General features: G+C 40.3%; 25 protein-coding genes, 1 tRNA gene and 2 pseudogenes. 10 read left to right on the top strand and 18 right to left on the bottom strand.

The window, feature by feature from the left end; translation table 11 throughout:
• Positions 1-282 (bottom strand): annotated as a pseudogene (locus F947_RS00630) (RNA-guided endonuclease InsQ/TnpB family protein); the annotation flags it as partial.
• Positions 283-413: 131 nt separating this feature from the next.
• Between F947_RS00630 and F947_RS00635 the strand changes: the two are divergent.
• On the top strand, positions 414-707 hold the full coding sequence (locus tag F947_RS00635; protein ID WP_004970123.1) for a hypothetical protein: 294 nt from the start codon (positions 414-416) through the stop codon (positions 705-707).
• An 84-nt stretch (positions 708-791) separates the two neighbouring features.
• Here F947_RS00635 and F947_RS00640 read toward each other — a convergent pair whose 3' ends face one another.
• Positions 792-1,700: a DMT family transporter gene (locus F947_RS00640; RefSeq protein ID WP_004970125.1), complete on the bottom strand. Its 909-nt coding sequence runs from the start codon at positions 1,698-1,700 to the stop codon at positions 792-794.
• A gap of 285 nt (positions 1,701-1,985) precedes the next feature.
• Here F947_RS00640 and F947_RS00645 point away from each other — a divergent pair, with 285 nt between their 5' ends.
• Entirely contained in the window at positions 1,986-2,531 is a 546-nt protein-coding gene (locus F947_RS00645) for a glutathione peroxidase (RefSeq protein ID WP_004970127.1), read from the top strand.
• A 324-nt stretch (positions 2,532-2,855) separates the two neighbouring features.
• Positions 2,856-3,446: a hypothetical protein gene (locus F947_RS00650; RefSeq protein WP_026438404.1), complete on the top strand. Its 591-nt coding sequence runs from the start codon at positions 2,856-2,858 to the stop codon at positions 3,444-3,446.
• Positions 3,447-3,525: 79 nt separating this feature from the next.
• On the opposite strand, the gene F947_RS00655 is transcribed toward F947_RS00650, so the two are convergent.
• The 10 genes from F947_RS00655 to F947_RS00700 all read right to left on the bottom strand — a co-directional run bounded on the left by F947_RS00655 (position 3,526) and on the right by F947_RS00700 (position 11,716).
• Positions 3,526-3,945, bottom strand: coding sequence for a F0F1 ATP synthase subunit epsilon (locus tag F947_RS00655; protein WP_004970132.1), 420 nt, complete (start codon positions 3,943-3,945; stop codon positions 3,526-3,528).
• A 27-nt stretch (positions 3,946-3,972) separates the two neighbouring features.
• Positions 3,973-5,367: a F0F1 ATP synthase subunit beta gene (gene atpD, locus F947_RS00660; protein WP_004970134.1), complete on the bottom strand. Its 1,395-nt coding sequence runs from the start codon at positions 5,365-5,367 to the stop codon at positions 3,973-3,975.
• A gap of 29 nt (positions 5,368-5,396) precedes the next feature.
• Positions 5,397-6,266 carry a F0F1 ATP synthase subunit gamma gene (gene atpG, locus F947_RS00665; RefSeq protein ID WP_004970136.1) on the bottom strand — a complete coding sequence of 290 codons (870 nt, stop codon included), beginning with the start codon at positions 6,264-6,266 and terminating at the stop codon, positions 5,397-5,399.
• Positions 6,267-6,349: 83 nt separating this feature from the next.
• Entirely contained in the window at positions 6,350-7,894 is a 1,545-nt protein-coding gene (gene atpA / locus F947_RS00670) for a F0F1 ATP synthase subunit alpha (RefSeq protein ID WP_004970138.1), read from the bottom strand.
• A gap of 40 nt (positions 7,895-7,934) precedes the next feature.
• Positions 7,935-8,471, bottom strand: a complete 537-nt coding sequence (locus tag F947_RS00675; RefSeq protein WP_004970141.1) for a F0F1 ATP synthase subunit delta — start codon at positions 8,469-8,471, stop codon at positions 7,935-7,937.
• Positions 8,472-8,485: 14 nt separating this feature from the next.
• A complete protein-coding gene (locus F947_RS00680; protein ID WP_004970142.1) occupies positions 8,486-8,956 on the bottom strand; it encodes a F0F1 ATP synthase subunit B in 471 nt (156 codons plus the stop codon).
• A 39-nt stretch (positions 8,957-8,995) separates the two neighbouring features.
• Positions 8,996-9,241 (bottom strand): F0F1 ATP synthase subunit C, encoded by a 246-nt coding sequence (atpE, locus tag F947_RS00685; protein WP_000424060.1) that lies wholly within the window; start codon positions 9,239-9,241, stop codon positions 8,996-8,998.
• An 85-nt stretch (positions 9,242-9,326) separates the two neighbouring features.
• Positions 9,327-10,202: a F0F1 ATP synthase subunit A gene (atpB, locus tag F947_RS00690; protein WP_004970145.1), complete on the bottom strand. Its 876-nt coding sequence runs from the start codon at positions 10,200-10,202 to the stop codon at positions 9,327-9,329.
• Positions 10,203-10,305: 103 nt separating this feature from the next.
• Complete coding sequence (locus tag F947_RS00695) at positions 10,306-10,704, bottom strand: ATP synthase subunit I (RefSeq protein ID WP_004970147.1); 399 nt, start codon at positions 10,702-10,704, stop codon at positions 10,306-10,308.
• Positions 10,705-10,876: 172 nt separating this feature from the next.
• Positions 10,877-11,716: a metal ABC transporter solute-binding protein, Zn/Mn family gene (locus F947_RS00700; protein ID WP_004970149.1), complete on the bottom strand. Its 840-nt coding sequence runs from the start codon at positions 11,714-11,716 to the stop codon at positions 10,877-10,879.
• Positions 11,717-11,851: 135 nt separating this feature from the next.
• Here F947_RS00700 and F947_RS00705 point away from each other — a divergent pair, with 135 nt between their 5' ends.
• From F947_RS00705 to znuB, 3 genes are read left to right on the top strand one after another with little or no spacing between them, the layout of a single operon-like run.
• Positions 11,852-12,346, top strand: a complete 495-nt coding sequence (locus tag F947_RS00705; protein WP_004970151.1) for a transcriptional repressor — start codon at positions 11,852-11,854, stop codon at positions 12,344-12,346.
• Positions 12,322-13,110, top strand: coding sequence for a zinc ABC transporter ATP-binding protein ZnuC (gene znuC, locus F947_RS00710; RefSeq protein WP_004970152.1), 789 nt, complete (start codon positions 12,322-12,324; stop codon positions 13,108-13,110). Before F947_RS00705 ends, znuC begins: the two co-directional genes overlap by 25 nt.
• 3 nt (positions 13,111-13,113) lie before the next feature.
• Positions 13,114-13,914, top strand: a complete 801-nt coding sequence (gene znuB, locus F947_RS00715; RefSeq protein WP_004970154.1) for a zinc ABC transporter permease subunit ZnuB — start codon at positions 13,114-13,116, stop codon at positions 13,912-13,914.
• A 154-nt stretch (positions 13,915-14,068) separates the two neighbouring features.
• Here znuB and F947_RS14030 read toward each other — a convergent pair whose 3' ends face one another.
• Entirely contained in the window at positions 14,069-14,308 is a 240-nt protein-coding gene (locus F947_RS14030) for a hypothetical protein (protein WP_004970157.1), read from the bottom strand.
• A 111-nt stretch (positions 14,309-14,419) separates the two neighbouring features.
• Entirely contained in the window at positions 14,420-15,040 is a 621-nt protein-coding gene (locus F947_RS00725) for a LysE family transporter (protein ID WP_026438405.1), read from the bottom strand.
• 159 nt (positions 15,041-15,199) lie between these two features.
• On the opposite strand from F947_RS00725, the gene F947_RS00730 reads away from it, so the two are divergent.
• Positions 15,200-16,120 carry a Dyp-type peroxidase gene (locus F947_RS00730; protein ID WP_004970160.1) on the top strand — a complete coding sequence of 307 codons (921 nt, stop codon included), beginning with the start codon at positions 15,200-15,202 and terminating at the stop codon, positions 16,118-16,120.
• A gap of 54 nt (positions 16,121-16,174) precedes the next feature.
• Here the strand turns inward: F947_RS00730 and F947_RS00735 are convergent, their stop codons facing one another.
• The 3 genes from F947_RS00735 to F947_RS00745 are packed head-to-tail and all read right to left on the bottom strand — an operon-like array spanning position 16,175 to position 21,361.
• Complete coding sequence (locus F947_RS00735) at positions 16,175-16,879, bottom strand: hypothetical protein (RefSeq protein ID WP_004970164.1); 705 nt, start codon at positions 16,877-16,879, stop codon at positions 16,175-16,177.
• Positions 16,866-18,479, bottom strand: a complete 1,614-nt coding sequence (locus F947_RS00740; protein ID WP_004970167.1) for a glycoside hydrolase family 19 protein — start codon at positions 18,477-18,479, stop codon at positions 16,866-16,868. The genes F947_RS00735 and F947_RS00740 overlap by 14 nt, the downstream gene beginning before the upstream one ends.
• Positions 18,479-21,361 (bottom strand): type VI secretion system Vgr family protein, encoded by a 2,883-nt coding sequence (locus tag F947_RS00745; RefSeq protein ID WP_004970169.1) that lies wholly within the window; start codon positions 21,359-21,361, stop codon positions 18,479-18,481. The genes F947_RS00740 and F947_RS00745 overlap by 1 nt, the downstream gene beginning before the upstream one ends.
• 394 nt (positions 21,362-21,755) lie before the next feature.
• Between F947_RS00745 and F947_RS00750 the strand changes: the two genes are divergently transcribed.
• The 3 genes and pseudogenes from F947_RS00750 to F947_RS00760 form a co-directional block, all read left to right on the top strand.
• Positions 21,756-21,983 (top strand): hypothetical protein, encoded by a 228-nt coding sequence (locus tag F947_RS00750; RefSeq protein ID WP_004970172.1) that lies wholly within the window; start codon positions 21,756-21,758, stop codon positions 21,981-21,983.
• A 205-nt stretch (positions 21,984-22,188) separates the two neighbouring features.
• Positions 22,189-22,264, top strand: a tRNA-Thr gene (locus F947_RS00755).
• 362 nt (positions 22,265-22,626) lie between these two features.
• Positions 22,627-22,884, top strand: a pseudogene (locus tag F947_RS00760) (PAAR domain-containing protein); the annotation flags it as partial.
• 70 nt (positions 22,885-22,954) lie between these two features.
• On the opposite strand, the gene F947_RS00765 reads toward F947_RS00760, so the two are convergent.
• On the bottom strand, positions 22,955-23,785 hold the full coding sequence (locus F947_RS00765) for an SAM-dependent methyltransferase (protein WP_004970181.1): 831 nt from the start codon (positions 23,783-23,785) through the stop codon (positions 22,955-22,957).
• Between the last annotated feature and the right edge of the window lie 183 nt (positions 23,786-23,968).

Here is a 23,968-nt window from a genome sequence, read left to right on the forward strand (position 1 = left end):
TTTATTACTGACACGCCATTTTAGTTTTGCTTTTTTGAACTGCTTGCGTCTTGTGACCAATTCTTCTGTCACTGCCTGAATAGTTTGACTGTGCAAGTTGCATTCTTTCGATGTGCCTTTCGTGTATTTTGCAAGGTCGTATGCTGAAAAGAATTGTTGTTTACGTTGTAGATACTTAAAACACAAATCATTGACATAATTCCAGACAAAATTTACTTCGGATGCTAACTGATTTAGCACCTTGCAATGTTTGTCTTTTATGCGTAATTTGAGTGTCTTCATCCAATTATTTTAACAGTATTTTTCTTAATAGTGACTATAGTACAAGTATTTAAAACGACATTTCGTGTCGTTCATATGGTTTACTCCAGTCGCTTATATCCTCGTGCTGAACCACGAGGTTTTACGCTCCAGTGGATAAAAAAAAGCTCAACCATATAGGGATGGTTGAGCATAAAAAGGATGTGTATAAAAGCACATCCAGAGGGTTTGAAAATCTTGCTGCAAATGATATTTCACTGATTATTGAATACAGTGGATCATTTTCAGTACGTGAATTATGGAGTAATTTAGTCGACTATACAAATAGATTTTTCCTATTAATCCAAGACAAATATTCAATGAAAGATTCATCTTTTTTTCTTAACAATTTAAATTATCTTACTATTTTTACAATTATTTTAGAAAAATTAAAAAAACTGTCATAATTCATAACACTCAATACTGTATAAATTTTGAATAAAAGGCATTTTAAATACACCTTTATGTGATCAAAAAAACACCAATTAAACTCAAATTTTTGCTTGAATGTGTACGCGTGCTTTCATTTGTGCCAACACAATACCCGTTAAAATAATCAATCCACCGATACTGTGATAACTCCCCCACACTTCTGCCAACCAAAAATATGCAATGATAGCCGTGAAAACAGGCATCAAATTCATAAAAATACTGGTGCGATTTGGCCCTAAATATTGAACGGCCAACATCCATACCAAAGGTGCAATAATTGAAGGAAATATACCTGCATACAGCACACTTAAACCATTTTGGCTATTTAAATGATCCAAGCCGAACCACAAAATAAATGGCAGATGGTAAAGTAAGGCGAATATAATTTGCACATAAAGACTCAGCATGAGCGGCAATTTTAAATTCCATTTCTTTAAAAACACCCCATAAAAGGCGTAAAAAAATACCGCCAAAACCATGAGCATATCGCCCGCATGTCCTGTCAGCTGACTGAGTTGACGCAAATCTCCTTGTGCAATCACATACAACAAACCCGAAAATGAAATAATGCAGCCCAAAACCGCAAATCGTGTCGGAATGTCTTTTAAGATCAGCAATGAAACCAAAACCGTAAACATGGGAATAAACGCATTAATAATGCCCATATTGGTTGCAGTGGTGTAATTGGCTGCGGTATAGCTTAGACCTTGATACAGCACCAAACCAAAAGCACTAAGCACTGCCAACTGTTTCAAATGTGGACGAATCAACTCACGCTGCTGCCAAACTTTGGGCAATATCCACGGGGTTAAAATCAGAAAAGCAATCAACCAGCGATAAAAACTGATACTGACGGGTGAAATATACTCCGCCACATACCTCGTTACTGCAATATTTAAAGACCAAATCAATACCGCAATCAATGGCAATAAAATTGCCCAAAATACGCCTTTATCTGACCGTATCATGTATTCATCATCCTTGTTGTACCAAACAGCATACCTACTGTGAAACCCTTTTCTATAACTGACTTGTGATGCAAAGTGCTAAAAACCCAGTGTCTATTTATGGCACTTTTCGCTCGATTTATCCATCAATAAAATAAAATGCAGATACGAATTACATTTTTCTGCGCAATATCACGGCTATGCGGGATTCCATCAGTGTCGTAAATTTCTTTGCTATAAAACTTGCTGTACCCAAAAATTACAGTTACAACAGTAGCGGTAAAATACAGATTCTAGGAAGCAACTATGCGCACTTCAGTTTATGACATTGCAGTAAAAACCAATCAGGGTACGGAAACCACATTAAATCAATATGCAGGAAAAGTGTTGTTGATCGTGAACGTGGCATCAAAATGTGGCTTAACCCCGCAATACGAAGGCTTACAGCAACTCTACGCAGCAAAACAGGCACAAGGCTTAGAAATTTTAGCCTTTCCATCGAATGATTTCTTGGCACAAGAACCGGGCAGCGATACAGAAATTCAGGAATTTTGCTCACTGAATTATCAGGTGAGTTTTCCATTGTTTGCTAAAATTCCAGTCGTGGGTGCAGAAAAACATCCTCTCTACACGGCTTTAACGCAAGCAATTCCTGAACGTATTGGTGAAGGCCCATGGTGGAAAGATTTGGTTGATTACGGCTTAACCCCAAATGAACCACCTGAAGTATTGTGGAACTTTGAAAAGTTTTTGGTGAATAAACAAGGTGAAGTGGTGGCGCGTTTTGCCCCAGATTTAACCGCAGATGACCCGCGCATTGTAGAAGCGATTGAGGCTGAATTGGCTAAATAATTTTTTATTCAGCAAGTTAAAGAGTTCTTTCATAAATTCTCTTTAAATCAATAATTCAGCTCCCTCATCCTCTTGCGGAATATATTCCTCATCCTGAGCCATATATGGCGCAAGAGAAGGGACTATCAATATCAATTCGACGCATTACTTATGATCATTTTTCTTTTATGAAAGATGTCTAATACATAGGAGTTTCTTTAAAACTCCTATTTTTTTTGATTTAGACAAAAAAATTAAGATTTGTTATTGCTTTGCAACAATCTGTTTTTTATTCATATTTTCGTTTTATATTCATTCTCAATGAGTACCAAAAATCACATGAATATGAAAAATGTATCTTCGAAGACACTACTTCCGTTTGCACTATTGAGTTCTGCCTTGCTACTCAGCGCCTGTGATCAAATGAACACGCCGCAAACGCAAACAACTAATCAAGATGATTCCAGCGCATCATCCAACAGCAATACAAACCCAACCAACGCTCCATTAAGCAGTGGCAATATGTTCTATATTGTGCGCGATGTGGCTGATCTACAGCTCAAAGCAGGTCAATATGTCGAACAACTGAATCAAACCAAGTCTGAATTGCAAACCGCTGTAGATTCGCAAGATCCACAACAATTACAAATTGCAGCGACTCAATTACAACAGCAGTTACAAGGCTTCAATCAAACACTAAGCAGCCTAGACTTAAAAACACAGGAAATTGATACCATCCGTCAAAACTTATTGGCTGCCAATCAGCAAGTTTTGGCTTCACCATTTTTAAATGGACAAGTCGATTTAAGCAAAGTGGACTTTAAGAAACTGAAACAGCAAATGGGGAGTATTCAAGCTGAAATGCTAAAACTGGCGGGGATGATTTTACAAGGTGAGTCAAATCAGCCTACTGAAACTACCAATACAGCATCTTAAGCAAAGATAAGGCTTCAATTCCAAACAGCATAAAAAAAGCCACTCTTTCGAATGGCTTTTTTCAATCTTAAACCGACAATTAAAGTGCGCGGTTTTTGATTTTGCGGATGGTTTCCAACTGTGCAGCAGTTTCTGCCAAAGCAGCCAAAGCAGCAGCAGAGTCCAAATCGCTCTTTTGATTTGCCAACAATTGTTCAGCGTGTTTACGCGCTTCAATAATTGCCGCTTCATCTAAGTTTTCTGCACGAACTGCAGTATCTGCAAGAATCGTAACAACATGCGGTTGAACTTCTAGAACGCCACCAGATACATAGATTAATTCTTCTGTACCATTTTCCAGCAGAACGCGGATTGCACCCGGCTGAAGCAAAGTTACCAGTGGTGCGTGACCCGGCATAATACCGAGTTCACCGCCAGCACCTTTTGCAATTAGCATAGTCACAGTGCCCGAGTACAAAGACTCTTTTACACTTACAACATCACATTGCATAGTCGCCATGAGAATCTCCTAAATTAGAGCTGCTAATTAAAGTTTCTCGGCTTTAGCAATCACTTCGTCAATGCCACCAACCATATAGAACGCTTGTTCTGGGATATGATCGTATTCACCAGCTAGAAGACCTTTAAAGCCACGAATTGTATCTTTAAGCGGTACAAGTTTACCAGGCGCGCCAGTAAATACTTCAGCTACGTGGAACGGTTGAGAGAAGAAACGTTGGATCTTACGTGCACGGTATACAGTAAGTTTGTCTTCTTCTGACAATTCGTCCATACCAAGAATTGCGATAATGTCTTTCAATTCTTTATAACGTTGAAGAACGTTTTGAACTGAACGAGCAATTTCGTAATGCTCAGTACCAACAACTAATGGATCTAACTGACGTGAAGTTGAGTCTAGTGGATCGATCGCAGGGTAAATACCTTGAGATGCAATATCACGGCTCAATACTACAGTTGCGTCTAAGTGCGCGAACGTTGTAGCAGGTGATGGGTCAGTCAAGTCATCGGCAGGTACGTATACAGCTTGAATAGATGTAATCGAACCAGACTTAGTTGAAGTAATACGTTCTTGAAGAACACCCATCTCTTCTGCAAGTGTAGGCTGATAACCTACTGCAGATGGCATACGACCTAGAAGTGCTGATACTTCAGTACCTGCTAGTGTATAACGGTAGATGTTGTCTACGAACAATAATACGTCACGACCTTTACCGTTCTCATCTTTTTGATCACGGAAGTACTCAGCCATAGTCAAACCAGTTAACGCTACGCGTAAACGGTTACCAGGCGGCTCGTTCATCTGACCGTAGACCATTGCTACTTTGTCAAGAACGTTAGAGTCTTTCATTTCGTGATAGAAGTCGTTACCTTCACGAGTACGCTCACCAACACCAGCGAATACAGATAAACCTGAGTGCGCTTTAGCGATGTTGTTGATCAACTCCATCATATTTACGGTTTTACCAACACCCGCACCACCGAACAGACCAACTTTACCACCTTTCGCGAACGGGCAAAGTAAGTCAATGACTTTAATACCAGTTTCTAAAAGGTCAGTAGAAGCCGCTTGTTCTGCATAAGAAGGCGCTTGACGGTGAATTGGTAAACGCTCTTCAGTTGCAACTGGACCAGCTTCGTCGATAGGGCGACCAAGAACGTCCATGATACGACCAAGTGTCGCTGTACCTACTGGTACAGAGATTGGTGCGTTAGTGTTAGTTACGTTCAAACCACGCTTAAGGCCTTCAGTAGAACCCATTGCAATAGTACGAACTACGCCATCACCAAGTTGTTGCTGAACTTCTAATGTAGTTTCAGTACCGTCAACTTGGAGAGCGTCATAGATCTTAGGAACGCTGTTGCGTTCAAACTCGACGTCGATAACCGCGCCGATGATCTGAATGATACGACCGCCACTCATTGCTGTCTCCTCAATTCAAACTAATAATGTTAAACGGCAGCGGCACCACCAACGATTTCAGAAATTTCCTGAGTAATCGCGGCTTGACGCAGCTTGTTATAAATAAGTTGTAGGCTCTTGATCAGTTCACCTGCGTTATCTGTTGCAGCTTTCATTGCAACCATACGCGCAGACTGTTCACATGCGATGTTTTCAATCACACCTTGATAAACCATAGACTCGATGTAACGAACCAATAAACCATTTAACAGCTCTTCAGCTTCTGGTTCATAGATATAATCCCAACCGTATTGACGGTTAAGAGTCTTGTTTTCTTCAGCAGATGCTAAAGGAACAAGTTGTTCGATTTTCTGATCTTGAGTCATGGCATTGACAAAGCCGTTTGACACGAGGTAAATGCGATCTAACTCGCCTTTATCGTACGCATCTAACATCACTTGCACAGAGCCAGATAACTGTTCAAGACTTGGCGCGTCACCTACGTTTGTAGTTGCACCAAGCACTTTACCGCCGTAGTTTTTAAAAAACGAAACCGCTTTTTGACCAATTAAAGCAAACTGAACTTCAATTGACTGCTCTTGTTGTTGCTGTACATGCTTTACAACTTTCTTGAACAAGTTAATGTTCAAGCCACCTGCCAAACCACGATCTGAAGACACGATGATATAACCAACGCGTTTTACAGGGCGTTCAATCATATAACGGTGTTTGTATTCAGGGTTCGCCTGTACCAAATGAGCAATTACACGGTGCATATTTTCGGCATACGGACGGCCTTGAGCCATGCGCTCTTGCGCACGACGCATCTTAGAAGCAGCAACCATTTGCATCGCGCGAGTAATCTTTTGCGTGCTCTTGATACTAGCAACTTTGGCGCGAATTTCTTTTAAATTTGCCATACGCTTAACCTAGTATTCGAAAGCCCTTTCAGGCTTCCGAAGGTTGATTCCGTGAACCAAACCTCTAACTAGCCAATGCTAAATTAGTAAGTTTGAGTCGCTTTAAAGCTTTCAATACCTGCTTTGATTGCAGCTTCGATGTCTTTGTTGAAATCACCAGTTTCATCGATTTGTTGCATTAACGCAGCATGTTCTGAACGGAAGTAAGAAATTAACGCAGCATCAAAGTCTACGATTTTCTTCACTTCTACGTCAGCCATGTAGCCTTCGTTAGATGCATAAACTGAAACAGCTTGGTCAGCAATTGAGTATGGCGCATATTGTTTCTGCTTCATTAACTCAGTTACACGTTGACCATGTTCAAGTTGCTTACGAGTTGCTTCGTCAAGGTCAGAAGCGAACTGAGCAAACGCTGCCAATTCACGGTATTGCGCCAAAGCGGTACGGATACCACCAGACAATTTTTTGATGATCTTAGTTTGAGCAGAACCACCAACACGCGATACAGAAATACCCGCGTTCACAGCAGGACGAATACCCGCGTTGAATAATGATGTTTCTAAGAAGATCTGACCATCTGTAATCGAAATTACGTTGGTTGGTACGAATGCAGATACGTCACCTGCTTGAGTTTCAATAATCGGCAATGCAGTTAAAGAACCAGTTTGACCTTTAACTTCGCCGTTAGTGAATTTCTCAACGTAGTCAGCAGATACACGAGAAGCACGCTCAAGTAGACGCGAGTGTAGATAGAACACGTCACCTGGATACGCTTCACGACCTGGTGGACGACGTAAAAGCAATGAAATTTGACGATACGCAACAGCTTGCTTAGACAAGTCATCATAAATGATTAACGCGTCTTCACCACGGTCACGGTAGTATTCACCCATTGTACAACCAGAGTACGGAGCTAAATACAGCATTGCTGCTGGATCAGATGCACCTGCTGCGACAACAGTGGTATACGCCATAGCGCCAGTTTCTTCTAGCTTACGTACTACGTTTGCGATAGTCGATTGTTTTTGACCAATTGCTACGTATACACACTTAATGCCAGAGTTTTTCTGAGCGATGATCGCATCGATCGCCATTGCTGTTTTACCAGTTTGACGGTCACCAATGATCAACTCACGTTGACCACGGCCTACAGGGATCATGGTATCAACTGATTTATAACCAGTTTGAACAGGTTGATCCACTGATTGACGCCAAATTACGCCTGGTGCTACTTTTTCTACGGCATCAGTTAATTTTGCATCAATAGGGCCTTTACCATCAATTGGGTTACCCAAAGCATCTACCACACGGCCTAAAAGTTCTGGACCAACCGGAACTTCTAATACACGACCTGTGCAACGTGCTTTTTGACCTTCTTGAAGGCTTAAGTAGTTACCTAAAACAACGACGCCCACTGAATCCTGTTCTAGGTTCAGTGCCATACCAAATAAGCCGCCGTCGAATTCGATCATTTCACCGTACATTGCATCAGCAAGGCCGTGAATGCGCACAATACCGTCGGATACCATAACAATGGTACCTTCGTTTTTAGCGGTCGCGCTGGTGTCCAGATCGCCGATACGCTGTTTAATGAGCGCACTGATCTCGGATGGATTCAGTTGTTGCATTGCGCTATACCTCAATCTTTTATTAGTTCAGTCTTCGCAATTAAGCTAAAAGACGTGTCCGCATTTTTTCAAGCTTGTTAAGCGCAGAATCATCTATCACTTGGTCGCCTGCACGAATAACCACACCCGCAATTAACGCTGGGTTCACTTCTACAGAAACATTTACTGCCGCAGCGAAACGTTTTTCTAACGCTTGAGCAAGAATTTGTTCTTGTACAGAAGTCAATGGGAATGCTGATTCAATCACAACATCCACAGTATTGTTATTCTGTGATTTGAGCTGTTCGTATTCTGCTTGAATTTCAGGAAGCAAAGCCAAACGGTTGTTTTCAGCAAGCAATGTCAAAAAGTTTGACACTGCTGCAGTTTGGTCTTCACCTAAAACTTTGGCAAAAATACTCACCTGCTCAGCAGGCGTAAGCTCAGGGCGATTTAAGTAAGCTGAAAATGCTTCGTCTTGCACCGCAGCACTGAGCAAGTTAAGTGCTGTTGACCAATTGTCAGTTGCACCTTGCTCAGAAGCGTAAGCAAATGCTGCTTTAGCGTATGGGCGTGCCAACGTCAAGAGTTCAGCCATAATCTGCCTCTCTCTTAAAGTTTAGCAGCCAGCTGAGTCAGCATGGCATTGTGAGCTTCTGCGTCAACTTGCTGGCTAAGAATTTTCTCTGCACCAGTTACTGCAAGCGCAGCTACTTGTTGACGTAATTCTTCGCGAGCAGAATTGATTTCTGTATCAACAGCTTCTTTCGCTTGTTGACGAATACGCTCACCTTCAGCAGATGCTTGGGTACGCGCTTCTTCTACCAATTGTGCTGCACGACGATTCGCTTGTTCGATCAATTGAGCCGCTTGTGCTTTAGCTGCATCTAATTCAGCTTTCACTTGAGCTTGCGCATCGGCAAGATCAGCTTTGGCTTTCTCAGCTGCATTTAAGCCGTCAGCAATACGACGCTGACGCTCACTAATCGCATTGATTAGTGGTGGCCATACAAACTTCATGCAGAATGCGACGAAAATCGCAAATGCAATCGCTTGGCCAAACAATGTGAGGTTGATATTCATTGCAAATTCCTCAAATAGTGAATTTCGGAATTAAGCTGATTAACCTACAAATGGATTAGCGAAGATGAAGAACAAGCCAATACCAACACCGATCATAGGCACAGCATCAAGAAGACCTGCGATTAAGAACATACGAGTTTGAAGTTGTGGAGCCAATTCTGGTTGACGAGCAACAGCTTCAAGGAAGCGACCGCCTAAAAGACCAAAACCAATCGCAGTACCTAAAGCACCGAAAGCGATCAAGATAGCAGATGCAATTGCAACTAGACCTAAAGTGAGTTCCATGATAATTCCTCAGAGGTTAGGTTTTATACCAAATTAAGTTAAAAAATTGTGTGCCCAACCGCCCGATGACAGTTAGGCCATACCATTAATGCTTTTCGCTTGCCATGCTCATGTACACGATAGTCAACATCATGAAAATGAATGCTTGTAGCGTAATAATCAAAATGTGGAAAATCGCCCAAGGCACAGACAATGCCCACTGGATCCAGAACGGTAATAACGCGATAAGAATGAAGATTAACTCACCCGCATACATGTTACCGAACAGTCGTAGAGCCAATGAAACTGGTCGCGCCAAGAAAGTAGTCAATTCCAACAATAAGTTGAATGGAATTAAAAGCACTTTAGCAACTGGATTACTTGGGTTGAATGGGTTAAGTGCCAACTCACCAACGAAGCCGCCAACACCTTTCTCACGAATACTATAGAAAATAATTAAGAAGAATACAGAAATAGACATACCTAAGGTAATGTTTGGATCTGTAGTCGGAACAATTTTAAAGTAAACCTGATGAGGGTCCACACCCAGCATAGATGCAATCGCCTGTTGAGCTACATAAGGAATAAAGTCAACAGGGATTAAATCCATCAAGTTCATGAGGAAAATCCACACGAAAATGGTTAATGCTAAGGGTGCAATTAATCGAGACTTCCCATGGAAGGTATCACGTACACTTGAATCCACAAACTCGATAATCACTTCAATTACTGACTGGAATTTACCAGGCACGCCTGAATTTGCAGCTTTCGCAACAATCCAGAACAATAAACAGAAGATCAGACCAAGTCCGATAGACCAACCCATTGAATCCAAGTGAATAGCAGTGAACCCCATCTGTTGAGCTTCTTCAGCAGACTCAGCCAACTTCCATGAACCGTCTGGCATTTTGCCATAGGTCATATTGGTCAAGTGATGCTTGATATACTCGGTCGAAGTAAGGGCATGTTCTTCAGCAGCCATAAATCACACCTGGTCAATGTAAAAAAACTAATAGAACAAACGAACATCGCGTGCTGCTTGATATCTCGCCTATTCCTGAAAAACTTTTCAATTTTTGCTGCGTTTAGACTCGTTTTTGTAATCGTGACACCCAAAATGGCGCAACCCACGACATGCTTTGAACGAGCATAAAACCACAAAACAATGCCACCGGGGATAACGGCTGTACATTGCTTAAAATTAAAATGAATCCTACGATCACGATTGCAAACTTACCGAGCATTCCTCTATACATGTTCGAAAGAACCTGTCTGGACGCTCGTGCACCTGCTGCTCGAAACGACTGCCATGAAAAATAACAACTTGCCAACCAACAAACACTAGCACCAAGTGCAGCGCTTAAGGCAGCCGTTGAGTCTTTCAAGACCCACGCTATCAGGGCTGAAACTGGAATCATGAATGCTTGTAAGAAGACCAAAGCTTTAGCTAATCGTCGGTCAATCAAGCGACTAGTTCGGCTCATTTTTTTATCCACTCACAGCATTAATGCTTGACAAGTTCAACTGATGATCGTTTTTTATCGCAGGCATTATAGAGTTAGCCCCCTGAACATGCAATCGTTTCCCGACCTTAGTCGTGTTTTTTTGCATGTTTGTCTCGGAATTGTCATATTTCAAATTTGCTTAAAAAACGCATCATTTTCGTGCATTTAATACACAAGCCTTGGTTTGCTTGGCTAATTGCTGCCACGCTTGCACAAAATCATCTGCGCCGCGCATGCTTTCATCGACCTTTTGAAACACAATTGGATTCAATTTCATATACTGATTTTTACTGGCATGACCTTCTGCAAGCAGGCACATTTTTGGATTTGGGCGGTGATCGTTCAAATATTTAATTTGTGCGACTGTTGGCGCAATATGCGGATCGTTGGTCATCGACCCTGAAAATTCTAAATTTAAGGGACGTTCTAAGTATTGATAGGCATCGTGATAGGCCCAATATGGCTGTGCTGCAGTTTGAGTCTGAAATTGACTTGCACTTTTGAATAAACTCTGTGCGAAGGCACGTGCGTTGTTCCAGTATCCATCGCGATGTTCAGGCATTTGCTGAGAACGTAACGCGGCAATAAAGAAGCCGATACGCACCGCATTGTTTGGGTCTAGCCAGACATGGCTGTCTACTGTATTTTTTAATGCTGCACCACGTTCTGAACGCTGCGGCAAAGTTTTCATAATGCCCGTATCTAATAAAGCAATCGCTTTAGGATTTTGATGTAATACACGTTCTAGCGGTGCTTCATGCGCCTTACCTAGCCAAATAATTAAACCCGCATCTTGGATGATTTTACGATGTGCAGGCGTGAGCGATACATCATGCCCTGTTTGATCTGCCAGTAATAAAGTGGGTGTTTCGATATTTTGCGTGACTTTTTGGGCAATCAAATAGATAGGATGCGTAGACACCACCAAAGCCTGCGCCATGCTGACAGTACTGCATAACGCTAAGAAACAGAAACTAAATAAACGAAACATTGCGGCATATCACGAAAAATCGATAAATGTTATAATATAACAATTTTATAAAAATACCTACGTATAATCGAAACTAATAACGCTTCATGCTAAGATTTACTGTCGTTTTTCTTTTAAAGTTCAACTGGGGTGGCTATGAGCTTATGTTCGCACGAGCATCACAATGCATTACATGGCGTTCACGACCATCACAATGTCGATCAACGTCTTGCCGAAGCTGAAAGTTTATGTGCGGCAACAGGTGCTCGTTTAACACCGCTACGTAAAGAAGTGTTGGAACTCATTCTCAAGGCATCTGCACCAATGGGTGCTTATGATTTATTGGCGAAAATTAAAAGTGAGTCTGATCGTCCTGCAGCACCGCCAACGGTGTACCGTACTTTGGATTTTTTACTGGAAAAAGGACTAATTCACCGTTTGACTTCAATCAATGCCTATATTCCTTGCTGTCATCCACGTGAAGGACACCAAGCGGCTTTTTTGATCTGTACTGAATGTAAAGTCGTTAAAGAAGCTTCAGCGCAAGGTTTATTAGAGCAACTCGATCAGTTGGCAGCCTCTGACCGCTTTAGCCCGCATCACAGCATTATTGAGATTTCTGGAAAATGTCAGCAGTGCAACAGCAAATAACCACTGCACCGCTCATCGCCTTGCACAATATTCAGGTGCGAATAGATGAGCGCGATATTTTAAAAAATGTCGATTTTGAATTGCATGCACATGAAATTGTCACGCTAATTGGCCCCAATGGCGCAGGAAAATCGACTCTAATTAAAGTCTTGCTTGGCATTGTCAAACCGAATGCAGGCAAGCTTGTAAATGCACGCAAGCTGACTTTTTCGTATGTGCCGCAAAAGTTTAATCCTTCACACAGCTTACCTTTAAGAGTGAAAGATTTACTGGCTTTAGAAAAATGCCCAGACGCAATTAAAGCAGAGATTATCCGCGATACTGGGATTGCCAAACTGCAAGATTCGAAAGTACAACAACTGTCTGGTGGTGAGCGGCAACGGGTGCTATTGGCACGCGCCTTATTACGTCAACCTGATGTTTTAGTACTGGATGAGCCGATGCAAGGACTAGATATTCAGTCCGAAGCTGAACTGTATGACTATGTGCGCAACTTACCCAGCAAATATGGCTGTGCGGTATTGATGGTGTCGCATGATTTGCAATGGGTCATGCAAGGTACGCATCGTGTGGTATGTTTAAATAAACACATTTGCTGTAGCGGTTTGCCCGAAAATGTACAGCAACACCCTGAATACCAAGCTATTTTTGGAACCAATCGGGTGTTTTATCAACATCACCATGAACACTGCGCCCATGGCGATCATGCCGAGCCTTGTCAGCATGATTCACGTCCTCATATTCACCCTGAACCGGAAGCTTAACCCATGATGGATTGGCTACAATTGCTGTTACCTGCATGGATCATGGGCAGTTTATTGGTATTTTTGACCGCCCCACTTGGCTGTTTAATGCTGTGGCGACGCATGTCCTTTTTTGCCGACACGATGGCACATGGTACGTTATTGGGTGTGGCGATTGCAGGGGCGTTGAGTTTGCCTCTGTGGATGGGCGTGACATTCTTGGCATTATTATTGGTGGGTGTTTTGTGGATTTTACATGATCCACGGTTGCCAAATGATGCATTATTGGCGCTCTGCTCTGCAACCTTGCTCTGTTCAGGTTTGCTCTTTATTCAGCATATTCCAAGTTTGCGTCCTGAATTGCTGAGCTATTTATTTGGTGATTTACTCACCATTTCATGGGCAGATTTACCTGTATTTGCCCTAGTGATTATTGTTGCTTTAGCGGTGCTGTATAAATTTTGGCAGGCACAAATTCAAATTGCAATTGACCCTGATATTGCGGTTAGTGAAGGCGTGAATGCACAATGGCAACGTCTGATTTTTATGTTGTTATTGGCATTATTTACAGTATTGGCTTTACGTGCAGTCGGCTCTTTATTGATGGGTGCATTGTTGGTGATTCCTGCCTTAACCGCACGTTTATTGGCTCACTCGCCTAAACAAATGGTGATTTGGGCGTTTATTGTGGCGCAAATTGCAGTCAGCGTAGGTTTATGGTCAAGTGCAGGCTTAAACATTTCAACAGGTTTAAGCATTGTGATGACTATGGCGATCATTTTTGCAGTAATTTTTAGCGTGCAAAAAGTCAGAAAGATAGCTTAGTTTTTCGTTAATGAATATCTATATTTTTGTATTGCAGCAATGAGCATTACGACCAAAAATGGCAGTATATACGCTATCCACAGTGCTATATCACTATGAATCACTTGCTGTAAAAGACTCAATTGCTGCTGACTTTCTGAAACAGCATTCCAATCTATCTTTTGTAGATAAAACATTGCATAAATGCAATCAACAACACAGCCGTAATATTAATCAACACCACACTTTGCCACACCGTATGTTTAAAATAAGTTTGCAAGGCGGCAAATACAAAAGAAAAAATCAAATTGATACTCAAATGTGCCATCAAAGCAATTGGCCAAAACACGCGATCTACTGAAAAGTGAATCGCTAATCCAATTGCAATTAAAGTTGAAAAACTTAAAAGCAACATGCTGATCCACCAATGTTGCCAATAAAGTGCTCGCGGAATACATTTTATTTTCAACGTATGTCTCAATCTATTTTTATAATTACAGCGTACACTTTTGTGTAATTGAAGACATTACTGATGCACCAAACTCAACAAAAACGCAGCACCTGCAAACAATGCAGCAAAAGTACGATTCATAAATTTTTGCTGCTTCGGTGATCTTAACAAACGCAAAACTTTTGCAGCCAAGCCCGTATAGCCCGCCATCACAATCAAATCAATACTAATCATGGTCAGTGCCATAATTGCATATTGCGTCCATTGCGGTTTAGATAAATCTAAAAATTGCGGTAAAACTGCCAATAAAAACACAATTGCTTTGGGATTGCTCATATTGACCAGAAAGCCGTACATCACCAATTTTCCAGCAGATTTTCGCGTCAGCTCATGCTGAATTTCAATCGACTGTGCAGGCGCTGCCCATTGCAAATACGCCAGATATAACAAATATGCCACACCAAACCATTTCACAATTAGAAATGCCCAAGGTGTTGTCGCAAATAATACCCCTGCCCCTGCGGCTACAATCGCGATTTGCAATAATAAAGCGAGTTGTAGACCAATCGCATTCCAATACCCATGTCGAAAACCATAATTCAAACCACTCGACATAGATGCTATTGCACCCGCGCCAGGTGAAACACTAATCACCCAACAGGCCAACATAAACGCAATCCAAACTTGATAAGACATATATCGCCGCTTTTCACAAGACAGTGCATTATATGATATTTCACTTAATCTCATGACTAAAAACGTTGAATAAAATCGGGTTCAGGCTATTAAGCCTGCATGCAATCAGGCACAATAAAGTCAACTTTATAGAAAACAACAAATTTTCAGGAGCTATACATGACTGCCCAATCTGTAATTTTGCCACTACCTTCAGATCATGCTCGCTTTCTTGTACTTCGTTTAAAAGACTTAAGCATTGCTGAATTAAAAGAAAAATTGGCTGACTTGTTTAGCACACGGGATCGTTTGATTACCCAACATCCACATGCCCAAATTAAAACTGGCGTTGCTTTTGGTCCTGAACTTTGGGCACAACTCTATGAGCAATCTCCAGATGGTTTTAAACAATTACAACCGATTCAAGGGGCGTACCCAATGCCTGTCGTGCCTGCCGATGTGATTATTCATCTCGCGAGTGCCCGTTCAGATATTTGCTTTGCGCTCAGTCAGGCCTTTTTTGAGGGGATCCAAGACAAAATTGAAGTGTTGGATGAACGGGTCTGTTTCCGTTATTTTGATGGACGCGACATGACGGGATTTATTGATGGTACCGAAAACCCACAATTTCCAGATGATCGTGCCGAAGTTGCACTTTTAGGGGAAGATGCAGGCGTGTTTGCCGATGGTTCTTTTATTTTTGCACAGCGCTATTGTCACGATTTAGAAAAATGGAAAAAGCTCAAAGTTGATGCCCAAGAACACGTGATTGGACGTACCAAGCTAGAATCGATTGAATTAGATGAAGATGTACAACCTGAAAATTCGCACGTTTCACGTACAGTCGTTGAAGATGATGCAGGCGATGAAATGGAAATTTTGCGCCACTCTTTACCTTATGGTGATGGCAAGGGCGATCAGGGTTTATTCTTTATTGCTTATACCAAAGATTTGAGCATTATTGATGCCATGTTAGAACGTATGTTTGGTACTTCAGGTGATGGCATCCATGACCGTTTACTGCACTTTGTGACTGCTCTAGACGGTGCATATTACTTTGCCCCAAGTGAAGAGTTATTAGAAGAAGTGATGGAAGGTTGATCAAAGCTATCATGAAGTTGCTACAAAGCGACTTCATGAGGATTATCCTATACATCAAATAACATCGGACAGCATAATATATGCCTTTACCACTCCATTTTTTTTACTAATATAATCAATACTTAGGAAAAAATTATCTTTGTTTTTTGCAATATGGTTTATTTTGACTCGATCCCCTTGGATGAGATAAGACTTTTTCCGAATAAAATAACGATCAAACAAGAATGCTTTAGGAGAAGTTATCATCAGATTTTGAATCTCTCTTCCTAAGTCATCTTTAAGCACATAAACTTTATAACCATTTAAAAAATAAGTACTTATATTTATGTTTGGAGCCAAAGATTTCCATTCCTCTTGTCTTGAATAGCTTCCAGACTTTAATGTATAGATTCTTTTGTAGCTGATTGCTCCATCTTTGAACCTTTCAATAATCTGATTATTTATAAATTCAGGATCATACAAAGGACTTAAATAAAATTCTTTTGCCTTCAGGGAAGAAATTTCAAATATTCGATACTGCCCACTTGGATTACAGTCTTCAGTATAATTGACCACTACATATTTTTTTAAAGGAATACCAAAATACTCTACTGAAAAAGCATCTTTATCAAAACAATAGTCTTTTTTATTAAATAATAAGAAATTTTCTCCGTTTTCATTATAATAAATACTATTTTTTTCTTTAATCAATATTTCTTCTGCCGATACATAACAAGTAAAAAGCAATAAAAAAAATAGATAAAATTTATTTAAACCCATCTCTTTTCTCAACCTCTTTTAATATTTTTATAAATAATTTTTTTCTTTCAGCCATACCATTATTTCCACCGTTTATTCTCCTACTAACAGATTCAACAACTTTTAAATGATAGTTATCACTATAAGTGCCATTTAAATCTTTATATCCTTTGTGAATTAAACTATCAGCATTTTTAAATACATTAAAAGCCCAGACTGAGCTATCTACAGCATGAAATAAATCATCACAGAGTAATTCCGGATTATTAACCACGTCAATTCCAGAATAGCTTTTATATTTTTTATACGCACTTTTCCAAGTTAGCTGAATTAAGCCTCGCCCTTTGTATTTAGGGCCATCTCCTAAAGATGTGTTTCCTTCAGCCAAAATTTGTTTTCTTCTTCTACATGCTCGGCTTTTTTTTATATCACAAACAGATGGTGGAAAATTTGAAATATCATAATCCTTACCGCTCGCATACTCAATCAATGTATTAAAATGATCACACTCATGATAAATTTGTGCTAAAAAATGACATAACATTAATTTGTCTTTAAGATTATGCTTAATTAGGCTTTTGTTTAACTCTATAACAAATTTTTCAGGTGGAGTATTATGTGTCGATCGCCCTTTCATTACACGATGAGAAAATAGTTTATTAGGGCCATAAACAGCTTTAAAAAAACTTAATGAAACTATCTCCTCTAAATTATACTTGATACTTTTCTCAATACTCGGCCTACCCTCTGCCGTGATACCTTTAACAACCTCCACATCCAAACGCAATTCAACCGCATCTGCACGCATTCTTTTTGCACTATAAGTCACAGGGCTTAAAGCATCCCCATTCGGCTTTAATACTCTAAATTGCAAACGCTGCCCCACCATACTGAACAATGGAGTACTGCCATTTAAAATGGTAATTATCTGTTTTTTACCCGTATCCAACATCAACATTTCAATATCAGTTGGAGTTTCAATTAACTGCTCACCTGTTCTATCTTTTAGTTTTAATTCAGATCGGCTTTTGAAATTACTATATGGTTCATCGAGTTGTATTAAAATCGGCTGCTGTGAGCCATTTTTAGAATTTACCTCACATTTCACGACAAATTGATCATTTGAAGTTAACACCAAAATTTCAATATCACGCTGTGGTGATGACAATACCTCCACGATCCCATTTTCATTGGTATATCGTTCATAAGCATTTTTCCGCCCTCTAGGTCTTGATTGAATAGGAAAATTTGAAACCACTTTCCCAGCACAATCTACCACTTTAAAAGTAGTTGTAACAATTCTAGCTTTGGTTTCACCTAATTCTTTTTGTTTATATTCTTCAATTGTTTTAGGTAACTGAATTTTTATTGGATCTTGTGATGATGAACCAATAGATGTATGAATGACCTTAAAAACAGTAAAATCTTTTTGATTGGGTGGTTTTGCCAGTATTTCTACTGTTCTTTGTGGAGATGCCTGAAATACAAACTGCCCATGAAGATCAGTTTTCTGAAGATTTTCACGTTTTGAACCTTGGTATCTAGACATAACATTTAAGTTGATCACCCGACGCCCTGAACGATCATAAAATTTTGATGTAATTGTGACTAAATTACTCATTAGCCTAAATCCTCTTCTGCATAAACTTCATCTTCTTCTAATTCTGTTTCTTCTTCTATTTCAGCCCATAATTCATCAATATTATTATCTTGTACAGCCGACTGAGTTAAATAGACATAGGATGAATTAAACCCTAACGCAACGAATTCAGTTTTTTCTGACGTATAAAATCTTAATGAACTGACACTCTGATTTGCATCTTGTATATTTTTATTCGTGTTAATGAGCCTTCCATCTTGCTTTCCGACAACAAAAATCTCTTTCTCATCTTCAGTTGCAACATCCCACTGATAATCAATTTGATGACTATATTCAGTCTCAGCTTGAGGCAAACTGTATTGGACGCTTGCCACCCGTTCCCCACCCTCAAAACAATGCTGCCCCGCCTTACATTCAAATTTCCCACCTGTTGTATTCAACACACCTTTTGAATTTATTTTGATTTGTGAACCGCCTGCCGTTAGCACAATTTCTTTCGGACTGCTGATTTCAATGCGCCCCTCAGTTGAAATAATTTGAATCCCTTCCCGTGCAAAAAAATCTACACCATCATCTTGTGCCTGAATTTCGACTTTACCCTTGGCTGCAAAAGCACGTATACCTTGCTCCGCTGCAAATAAACTGATTTTATCGCGTGCATGGGTAATCACAGATTTTTGGGTAGAAACATTAATACTGCCTGCGGCACTTTGATGAATATGTTGATCTGCAGAAAGGTGTAAATCTTGCTGAGTTGAAACTGCAATTGAGTTGGGCGCACAAAGAATCATAACCGCCTGCTTAAAACTTGCCGCTTTAGTTTGATCTTCTAGTTCAATTTGATTTAAAAATTCTTTGAGATGCTCCAGTGTTTCCAAAGGATCTGTTTGCTGATTTTGTGCCAACTCACTTAAGCCTTTGCTTGCCGCTAAACTGGACTCCAATTGCCTTTTGGCAGGACTCGCATCTAAATGATACGCTTGTGCCTGTGCTTGTGGATGAGTTGAAAGCAGTAAGCCTGCACCTGCACGCACAGCTCCCCACCGATCAGTTCTTAATTCAAAGCCTTCGCCGCGCCCAATTGAATCCTCCTGCCGCATTGGATGGCTCAAATATCCTAAATTCAACTGACTCGCAGCATGACTACTCTGCAATTGCGCACTGAATTGTTTGGTGGTGTCATTGAAGCGAAGTTGGTTAAACCCTGCACCACGTATTTCTTGTGAACGAATCCCGCTCAAGTATTTGGTATCGGGTAGAGTTCCAACTGTATCGAATTGTGTCTGTTGTCGTTCTGCCTCATGTAAACGTCCAACCACAAAAGGACGATCAATATTGCCATCAAAGAAATCCACCACCACAATTTCACCAATACGTGGGTGAAATCTTGCACCATAACCCTCACCTGCCCACGGTGTGAGTACATCCACCCACGCCGAATCGCTCTCATTGTCGTTGGCACCCGCACCACCATCATGCAAGTGGTCATCACTTCGGGTAAATAAAAACCGAACTTTAATACGCCCCCACGCATCTACATGCACGGTTTCATCCTCAGGTCCAACCACTTTAGCGCGCTGTGGATAAGCCACGGGACGATGCAGTAATGGATTAAACTCTGGAACGAGCGCAATATGTCGTCGAATCAAATTCAATTGACAAAATTGTTGAGGATCACCCTCCAACGGTAACTGAAATGTCCACTGACTTTGTTGCAGCAGACTCAAAAAATGCTGTTGTAATTCAGGTGCTAAATTGTTTTGGTTATAAAACTGTTTGGACAGTATTAAAAACTCTCGTTCAGTTTGGGGATGTTGATCAATTTCAGCATGCCCGTGTAATTCAAACCAATACCCCACTTGCGCATCACGTAAATTACTTTGCGCGGAAAAATATTTTGCCTGCAAATCATAATACTGAGCCAATTGTTGTCCCAATTGTTCTAATTGTTCGGTACTTGCAGCTGTCACCTGATCTTGCCCAGTTAAGTCTTGCATCCACGCAGGACTCACGCACCACGCCTGTTCTAAACTTAAAGCTTCACTATTTTGTGTGCTACTTTGTAAGGGCGATGTGAACTGTACTGAATTTTGGTCCTGTGCCAAAAGATCGGGTTGCCAGCGTTGTAACTGTACTTCAGTGGGTTGCAGGTTACGCTGTGCCATCCAAGTGTAAATGCTATCCCGCTGCTCGATTGCACTTGTACGCTGAAATGCCACTCGTCTACGTTTTAAGGGCTGATAATGACTATTCTGCTCAATCAGTCTTAATTTTTGTGTATCCATAGGCGTTAAAAAATACTCAACCCAAGGTTGTTTTTCATCCACCAACCAATTGATGCCTTCGCTACGCCACAAACGGGTTAAAAACTCATAATCGCTTTCGTTGGATTGTATGATGAGAGGTCGAACTGCATAACGCTGACTGAGACCACTTAAATCTAAACTTAAACTTGCAGCAAATAATGCACTGCGGTCTTGCCATTCTTTAAACAGAATTTCACTCACCTCCACCACAGTTTTATTCATAAATACCCGACTGTTGCGGCGTTTATGCCACAAAGCCGTTGCATCCTGAATCTGCAATTTATAGAGACTGAGCGTGCCATCACTTTGCCCTTGCGCTGCTGCAGTAATAATGCCGCTATGTCGAAATAATTCGCCTTGATCGGTGAGTTGATCTACAGCCACCCGACTGCCAATAAATTGTTTCAACGGCAAATTTGCATGCGGTGAGAGGCATAAGACATCCATCTGCAAACCTTGGTTGATGGCATGCTGACCATAAACGCACTGCAAAAAGACCTGATGATTTAAGGCTGAATTAGAAAACTGGATATGAATTGTGCGGTGTTGAGGGCTTAAGCCAAATTTTTCTAATACAGCAAAGAGTGAACTTTGCATTGTTATTATCGTTGCTATTTTTATAGTGGCGCTATTCTAATCAGCAACTTGGCAATTATCTAGAGCGTAAAATGGATAAAGCGATAAACGGAATTTGCAGTTAAGACCATCTCCATCGCCAATTTTGATAATCCTCAATCCCTCTATTGATGAAAAATCAACAAACATGACACATTGCGTTACTCTGCAGTCAAGACAATCTTCAATCGCTATGCTACAACTGAGTTATGCCGTCAAAAAAGGAGAGGTGAAGAAATTTATTGTTTTTTATCAAAACCTTTTTTTATTTTTATTTCGTCATCTCAGCTTTCTACATAAAAGGGTCATCATTAAGCTTTAGCATAATAAAAGCATGCAAATGCCTTACATATATAACTGCTATTCGGGAGCGAACATGAATAACAGCCAAAATTATGTCAAACAAATTAAAAATGCTAAACGTGGAGGATATACGCCTACCATCGCCAAAGACATCAACAAACATAAGATTCAAAAAGCCATTCGCCTAATTGAACAATGGAGAACGCTCGCAAATGAACTCAAACCACAAATGCAACTTGATATGGCCTTTACCTTAGAAGAATGTGCACAGGATTTAGATCGCATCTTAAGAAATAAATAATCGCTTTTCACACTTCATTTCAAGTTATTTTCTTCAATGAGCCCACCCGCTGGGCTCATTTCATACAAAACCTTCTATGTGATTTCCTCGTTTGTAACGCGCCAAAATACTGTGTACAAAATCTTCAAAAACTCTATGCCCTGCATTAAACGGTTACTTTTTGGCTTGCGCACACGTAAAAATTCTGTAAAATTCTCTACACAACGCCGGCATAGCTCAGTTGGTAGAGCAACTGACTTGTAATCAGTAGGTCCACAGTTCGAATCCGTGTGCCGGCACCATATTAAACCTCATAAGTTTTTAATTTATGAGGTTTTTTGTTTCTATAAACGTATATTTTTATCTTCCTCATGCTGCTCGAATCTCCAATTTATTTAGGGCTTCGATGTATCTGCAAAACTTCAATTGCAATACAAGATTGTGACTTTTCACTTGTTAAATGTATTTTATGATTTAGAATGCTGTACACATATTTCAGATCGTATTTTTATATTGATGGTCTATTTTGTTGATGTTTCATCCATATAGACTGACATTTAAAAATATTTTTGTGAATTAAAATAAAAATTTAAAATTATAAGTCTTAGAAAATTGAGTATTAAAACAATGCTTCTCTAAAATTTTCCAGTTTAAGGAAGACCTCATGGCTCAAAGCTTTGCAACGCATCATTCCATGACCAATCATGGTGGAATCATCCTTGCCAACCAAATGCGTGTTTCTCAAATGGGAAATTTATTTTTAGTGGCGGGTGATGGACATTTCTGCCCTCAGTGCCAACGTTGGTCCACGATTATAAAAAGTCACGATCATATTCTTTTTGATGATAAAGCCGTGGCTTATGTCGGAGATCAATTGACGTGTGGCGCAAAAATTTTACCGAAGCAGTTTCATGTGGTGGGTAGGATTTAAAGCTAAGCATGGACAACTAAACACCGAAAAATCCCATCATCTAACAGCTCATTACAATAGATTAAGCTTTTTCCGCACTCACCTGCACATATTTAATCCAGCCATCTGCATAGAGCTTGGCACATAAACGTGCGGTCATGGCAATTTTAAACCAGTCTGCATCTCGCGTTTGAATTTGATGCTTGAGATGCTGATACACATAATCAGCAAAACCCGCCAAAACCTGTGCCGACAAATCTTCCACCTGAATCTGTTTAAATTCAAACTGTGCCAAGACCGCTCGAAGCTGACTTTCGGACATTAGATCTTTAAAATTGACATCGGCAGATTTTAATAAGGCACGATATTGCAGCTGTTTGAATGCATGTGGTGGCGCTTGTTCTGCCCAAATTAAATAATGAAAGCCCAAACGTCCGTTTGAATTCAAAACTGCATTGACCTGACTTAAAAATGAATTCAAATGACTGTGATATGCCGCATCAATACAGAACACCACATCAAAACGTGGTTGTGGAAAAAGTGCTTTTAAATTTAAAAATGAAGCAGCGTGAATTTTAATATTTGAATTTAAATGTTGTCGAATCGACTGCACATGATGATCTTGTAGCTCAACAGCTTCAAGTCGTTGTATTTGATAGTGTTCCAACCAATATTTAAGACTGGCACCTTGCCCACAGCCTAAATCCAGTACAACATCTTTTGAATTTAAATGCACTGCTGCGGCCAAATGCGCTGCTAAATTTTGACATGCAGCGGGATAATCAGATCCCACTGCATCTGACCAATAACCTAAATTGCTCCACGGCAGTGCGGAAGTATCTCCCAAATATGCCGCTTGAATGGCATATTTATGTTTTGGAAAATGCTGTCGTATCGCCTGTTGCCATTTCATACTGACTCAGTCTAATTCAAAAAAGAGGGGCTGTTGATAATTCATCTATGTTTGCGACAACGCATATTTTTTAGCTGATATAAGGCATGAGGCAGGAAATTTAGTCATTCTAAATGACTGACTCATAACGCAATAGCAGCAAAAAATATGCTTGTCCTGAAAGGCTGTGGCTAAAACTTTCTC

It is taken from the genome of Acinetobacter towneri DSM 14962 = CIP 107472 (assembly GCF_000368785.1).
Classification (GTDB): Bacteria; Pseudomonadota; Gammaproteobacteria; order Pseudomonadales; family Moraxellaceae; genus Acinetobacter; species Acinetobacter towneri.

Excerpts from the sequence above, each read along its gene's own strand:
- F947_RS00640 (WP_004970125.1), bottom strand. The coding sequence starts at position 1,700 with ATGATACGGTCAGATAAAGGCGTATTTTGGGCAATTTTATTGCCATTG.
- F947_RS00645 (WP_004970127.1), top strand. The coding sequence starts at position 1,986 with ATGCGCACTTCAGTTTATGACATTGCAGTAAAAACCAATCAGGGTACG.
- F947_RS00650 (WP_026438404.1), top strand. The coding sequence starts at position 2,856 with ATGAAAAATGTATCTTCGAAGACACTACTTCCGTTTGCACTATTGAGT.
- F947_RS00655 (WP_004970132.1), bottom strand. The coding sequence starts at position 3,945 with ATGGCGACTATGCAATGTGATGTTGTAAGTGTAAAAGAGTCTTTGTAC.
- atpD (WP_004970134.1), bottom strand. The coding sequence starts at position 5,367 with ATGAGTGGCGGTCGTATCATTCAGATCATCGGCGCGGTTATCGACGTC.
- atpG (WP_004970136.1), bottom strand. The coding sequence starts at position 6,266 with ATGGCAAATTTAAAAGAAATTCGCGCCAAAGTTGCTAGTATCAAGAGC.
- atpA (WP_004970138.1), bottom strand. The coding sequence starts at position 7,894 with ATGCAACAACTGAATCCATCCGAGATCAGTGCGCTCATTAAACAGCGT.
- F947_RS00675 (WP_004970141.1), bottom strand. The coding sequence starts at position 8,471 with ATGGCTGAACTCTTGACGTTGGCACGCCCATACGCTAAAGCAGCATTT.
- F947_RS00680 (WP_004970142.1), bottom strand. The coding sequence starts at position 8,956 with ATGAATATCAACCTCACATTGTTTGGCCAAGCGATTGCATTTGCGATT.
- atpE (WP_000424060.1), bottom strand. The coding sequence starts at position 9,241 with ATGGAACTCACTTTAGGTCTAGTTGCAATTGCATCTGCTATCTTGATC.
- atpB (WP_004970145.1), bottom strand. The coding sequence starts at position 10,202 with ATGGCTGCTGAAGAACATGCCCTTACTTCGACCGAGTATATCAAGCAT.
- F947_RS00695 (WP_004970147.1), bottom strand. The coding sequence starts at position 10,704 with ATGAGCCGAACTAGTCGCTTGATTGACCGACGATTAGCTAAAGCTTTG.
- F947_RS00700 (WP_004970149.1), bottom strand. The coding sequence starts at position 11,716 with ATGTTTCGTTTATTTAGTTTCTGTTTCTTAGCGTTATGCAGTACTGTC.
- F947_RS00705 (WP_004970151.1), top strand. The coding sequence starts at position 11,852 with ATGAGCTTATGTTCGCACGAGCATCACAATGCATTACATGGCGTTCAC.
- znuC (WP_004970152.1), top strand. The coding sequence starts at position 12,322 with ATGTCAGCAGTGCAACAGCAAATAACCACTGCACCGCTCATCGCCTTG.
- znuB (WP_004970154.1), top strand. The coding sequence starts at position 13,114 with ATGATGGATTGGCTACAATTGCTGTTACCTGCATGGATCATGGGCAGT.
- F947_RS14030 (WP_004970157.1), bottom strand. The coding sequence starts at position 14,308 with ATGTTGCTTTTAAGTTTTTCAACTTTAATTGCAATTGGATTAGCGATT.
- F947_RS00725 (WP_026438405.1), bottom strand. The coding sequence starts at position 15,040 with ATGTCTTATCAAGTTTGGATTGCGTTTATGTTGGCCTGTTGGGTGATT.
- F947_RS00730 (WP_004970160.1), top strand. The coding sequence starts at position 15,200 with ATGACTGCCCAATCTGTAATTTTGCCACTACCTTCAGATCATGCTCGC.
- F947_RS00735 (WP_004970164.1), bottom strand. The coding sequence starts at position 16,879 with ATGGGTTTAAATAAATTTTATCTATTTTTTTTATTGCTTTTTACTTGT.
- F947_RS00740 (WP_004970167.1), bottom strand. The coding sequence starts at position 18,479 with ATGAGTAATTTAGTCACAATTACATCAAAATTTTATGATCGTTCAGGG.
- F947_RS00745 (WP_004970169.1), bottom strand. The coding sequence starts at position 21,361 with ATGCAAAGTTCACTCTTTGCTGTATTAGAAAAATTTGGCTTAAGCCCT.
- F947_RS00750 (WP_004970172.1), top strand. The coding sequence starts at position 21,756 with ATGAATAACAGCCAAAATTATGTCAAACAAATTAAAAATGCTAAACGT.
- F947_RS00765 (WP_004970181.1), bottom strand. The coding sequence starts at position 23,785 with ATGAAATGGCAACAGGCGATACGACAGCATTTTCCAAAACATAAATAT.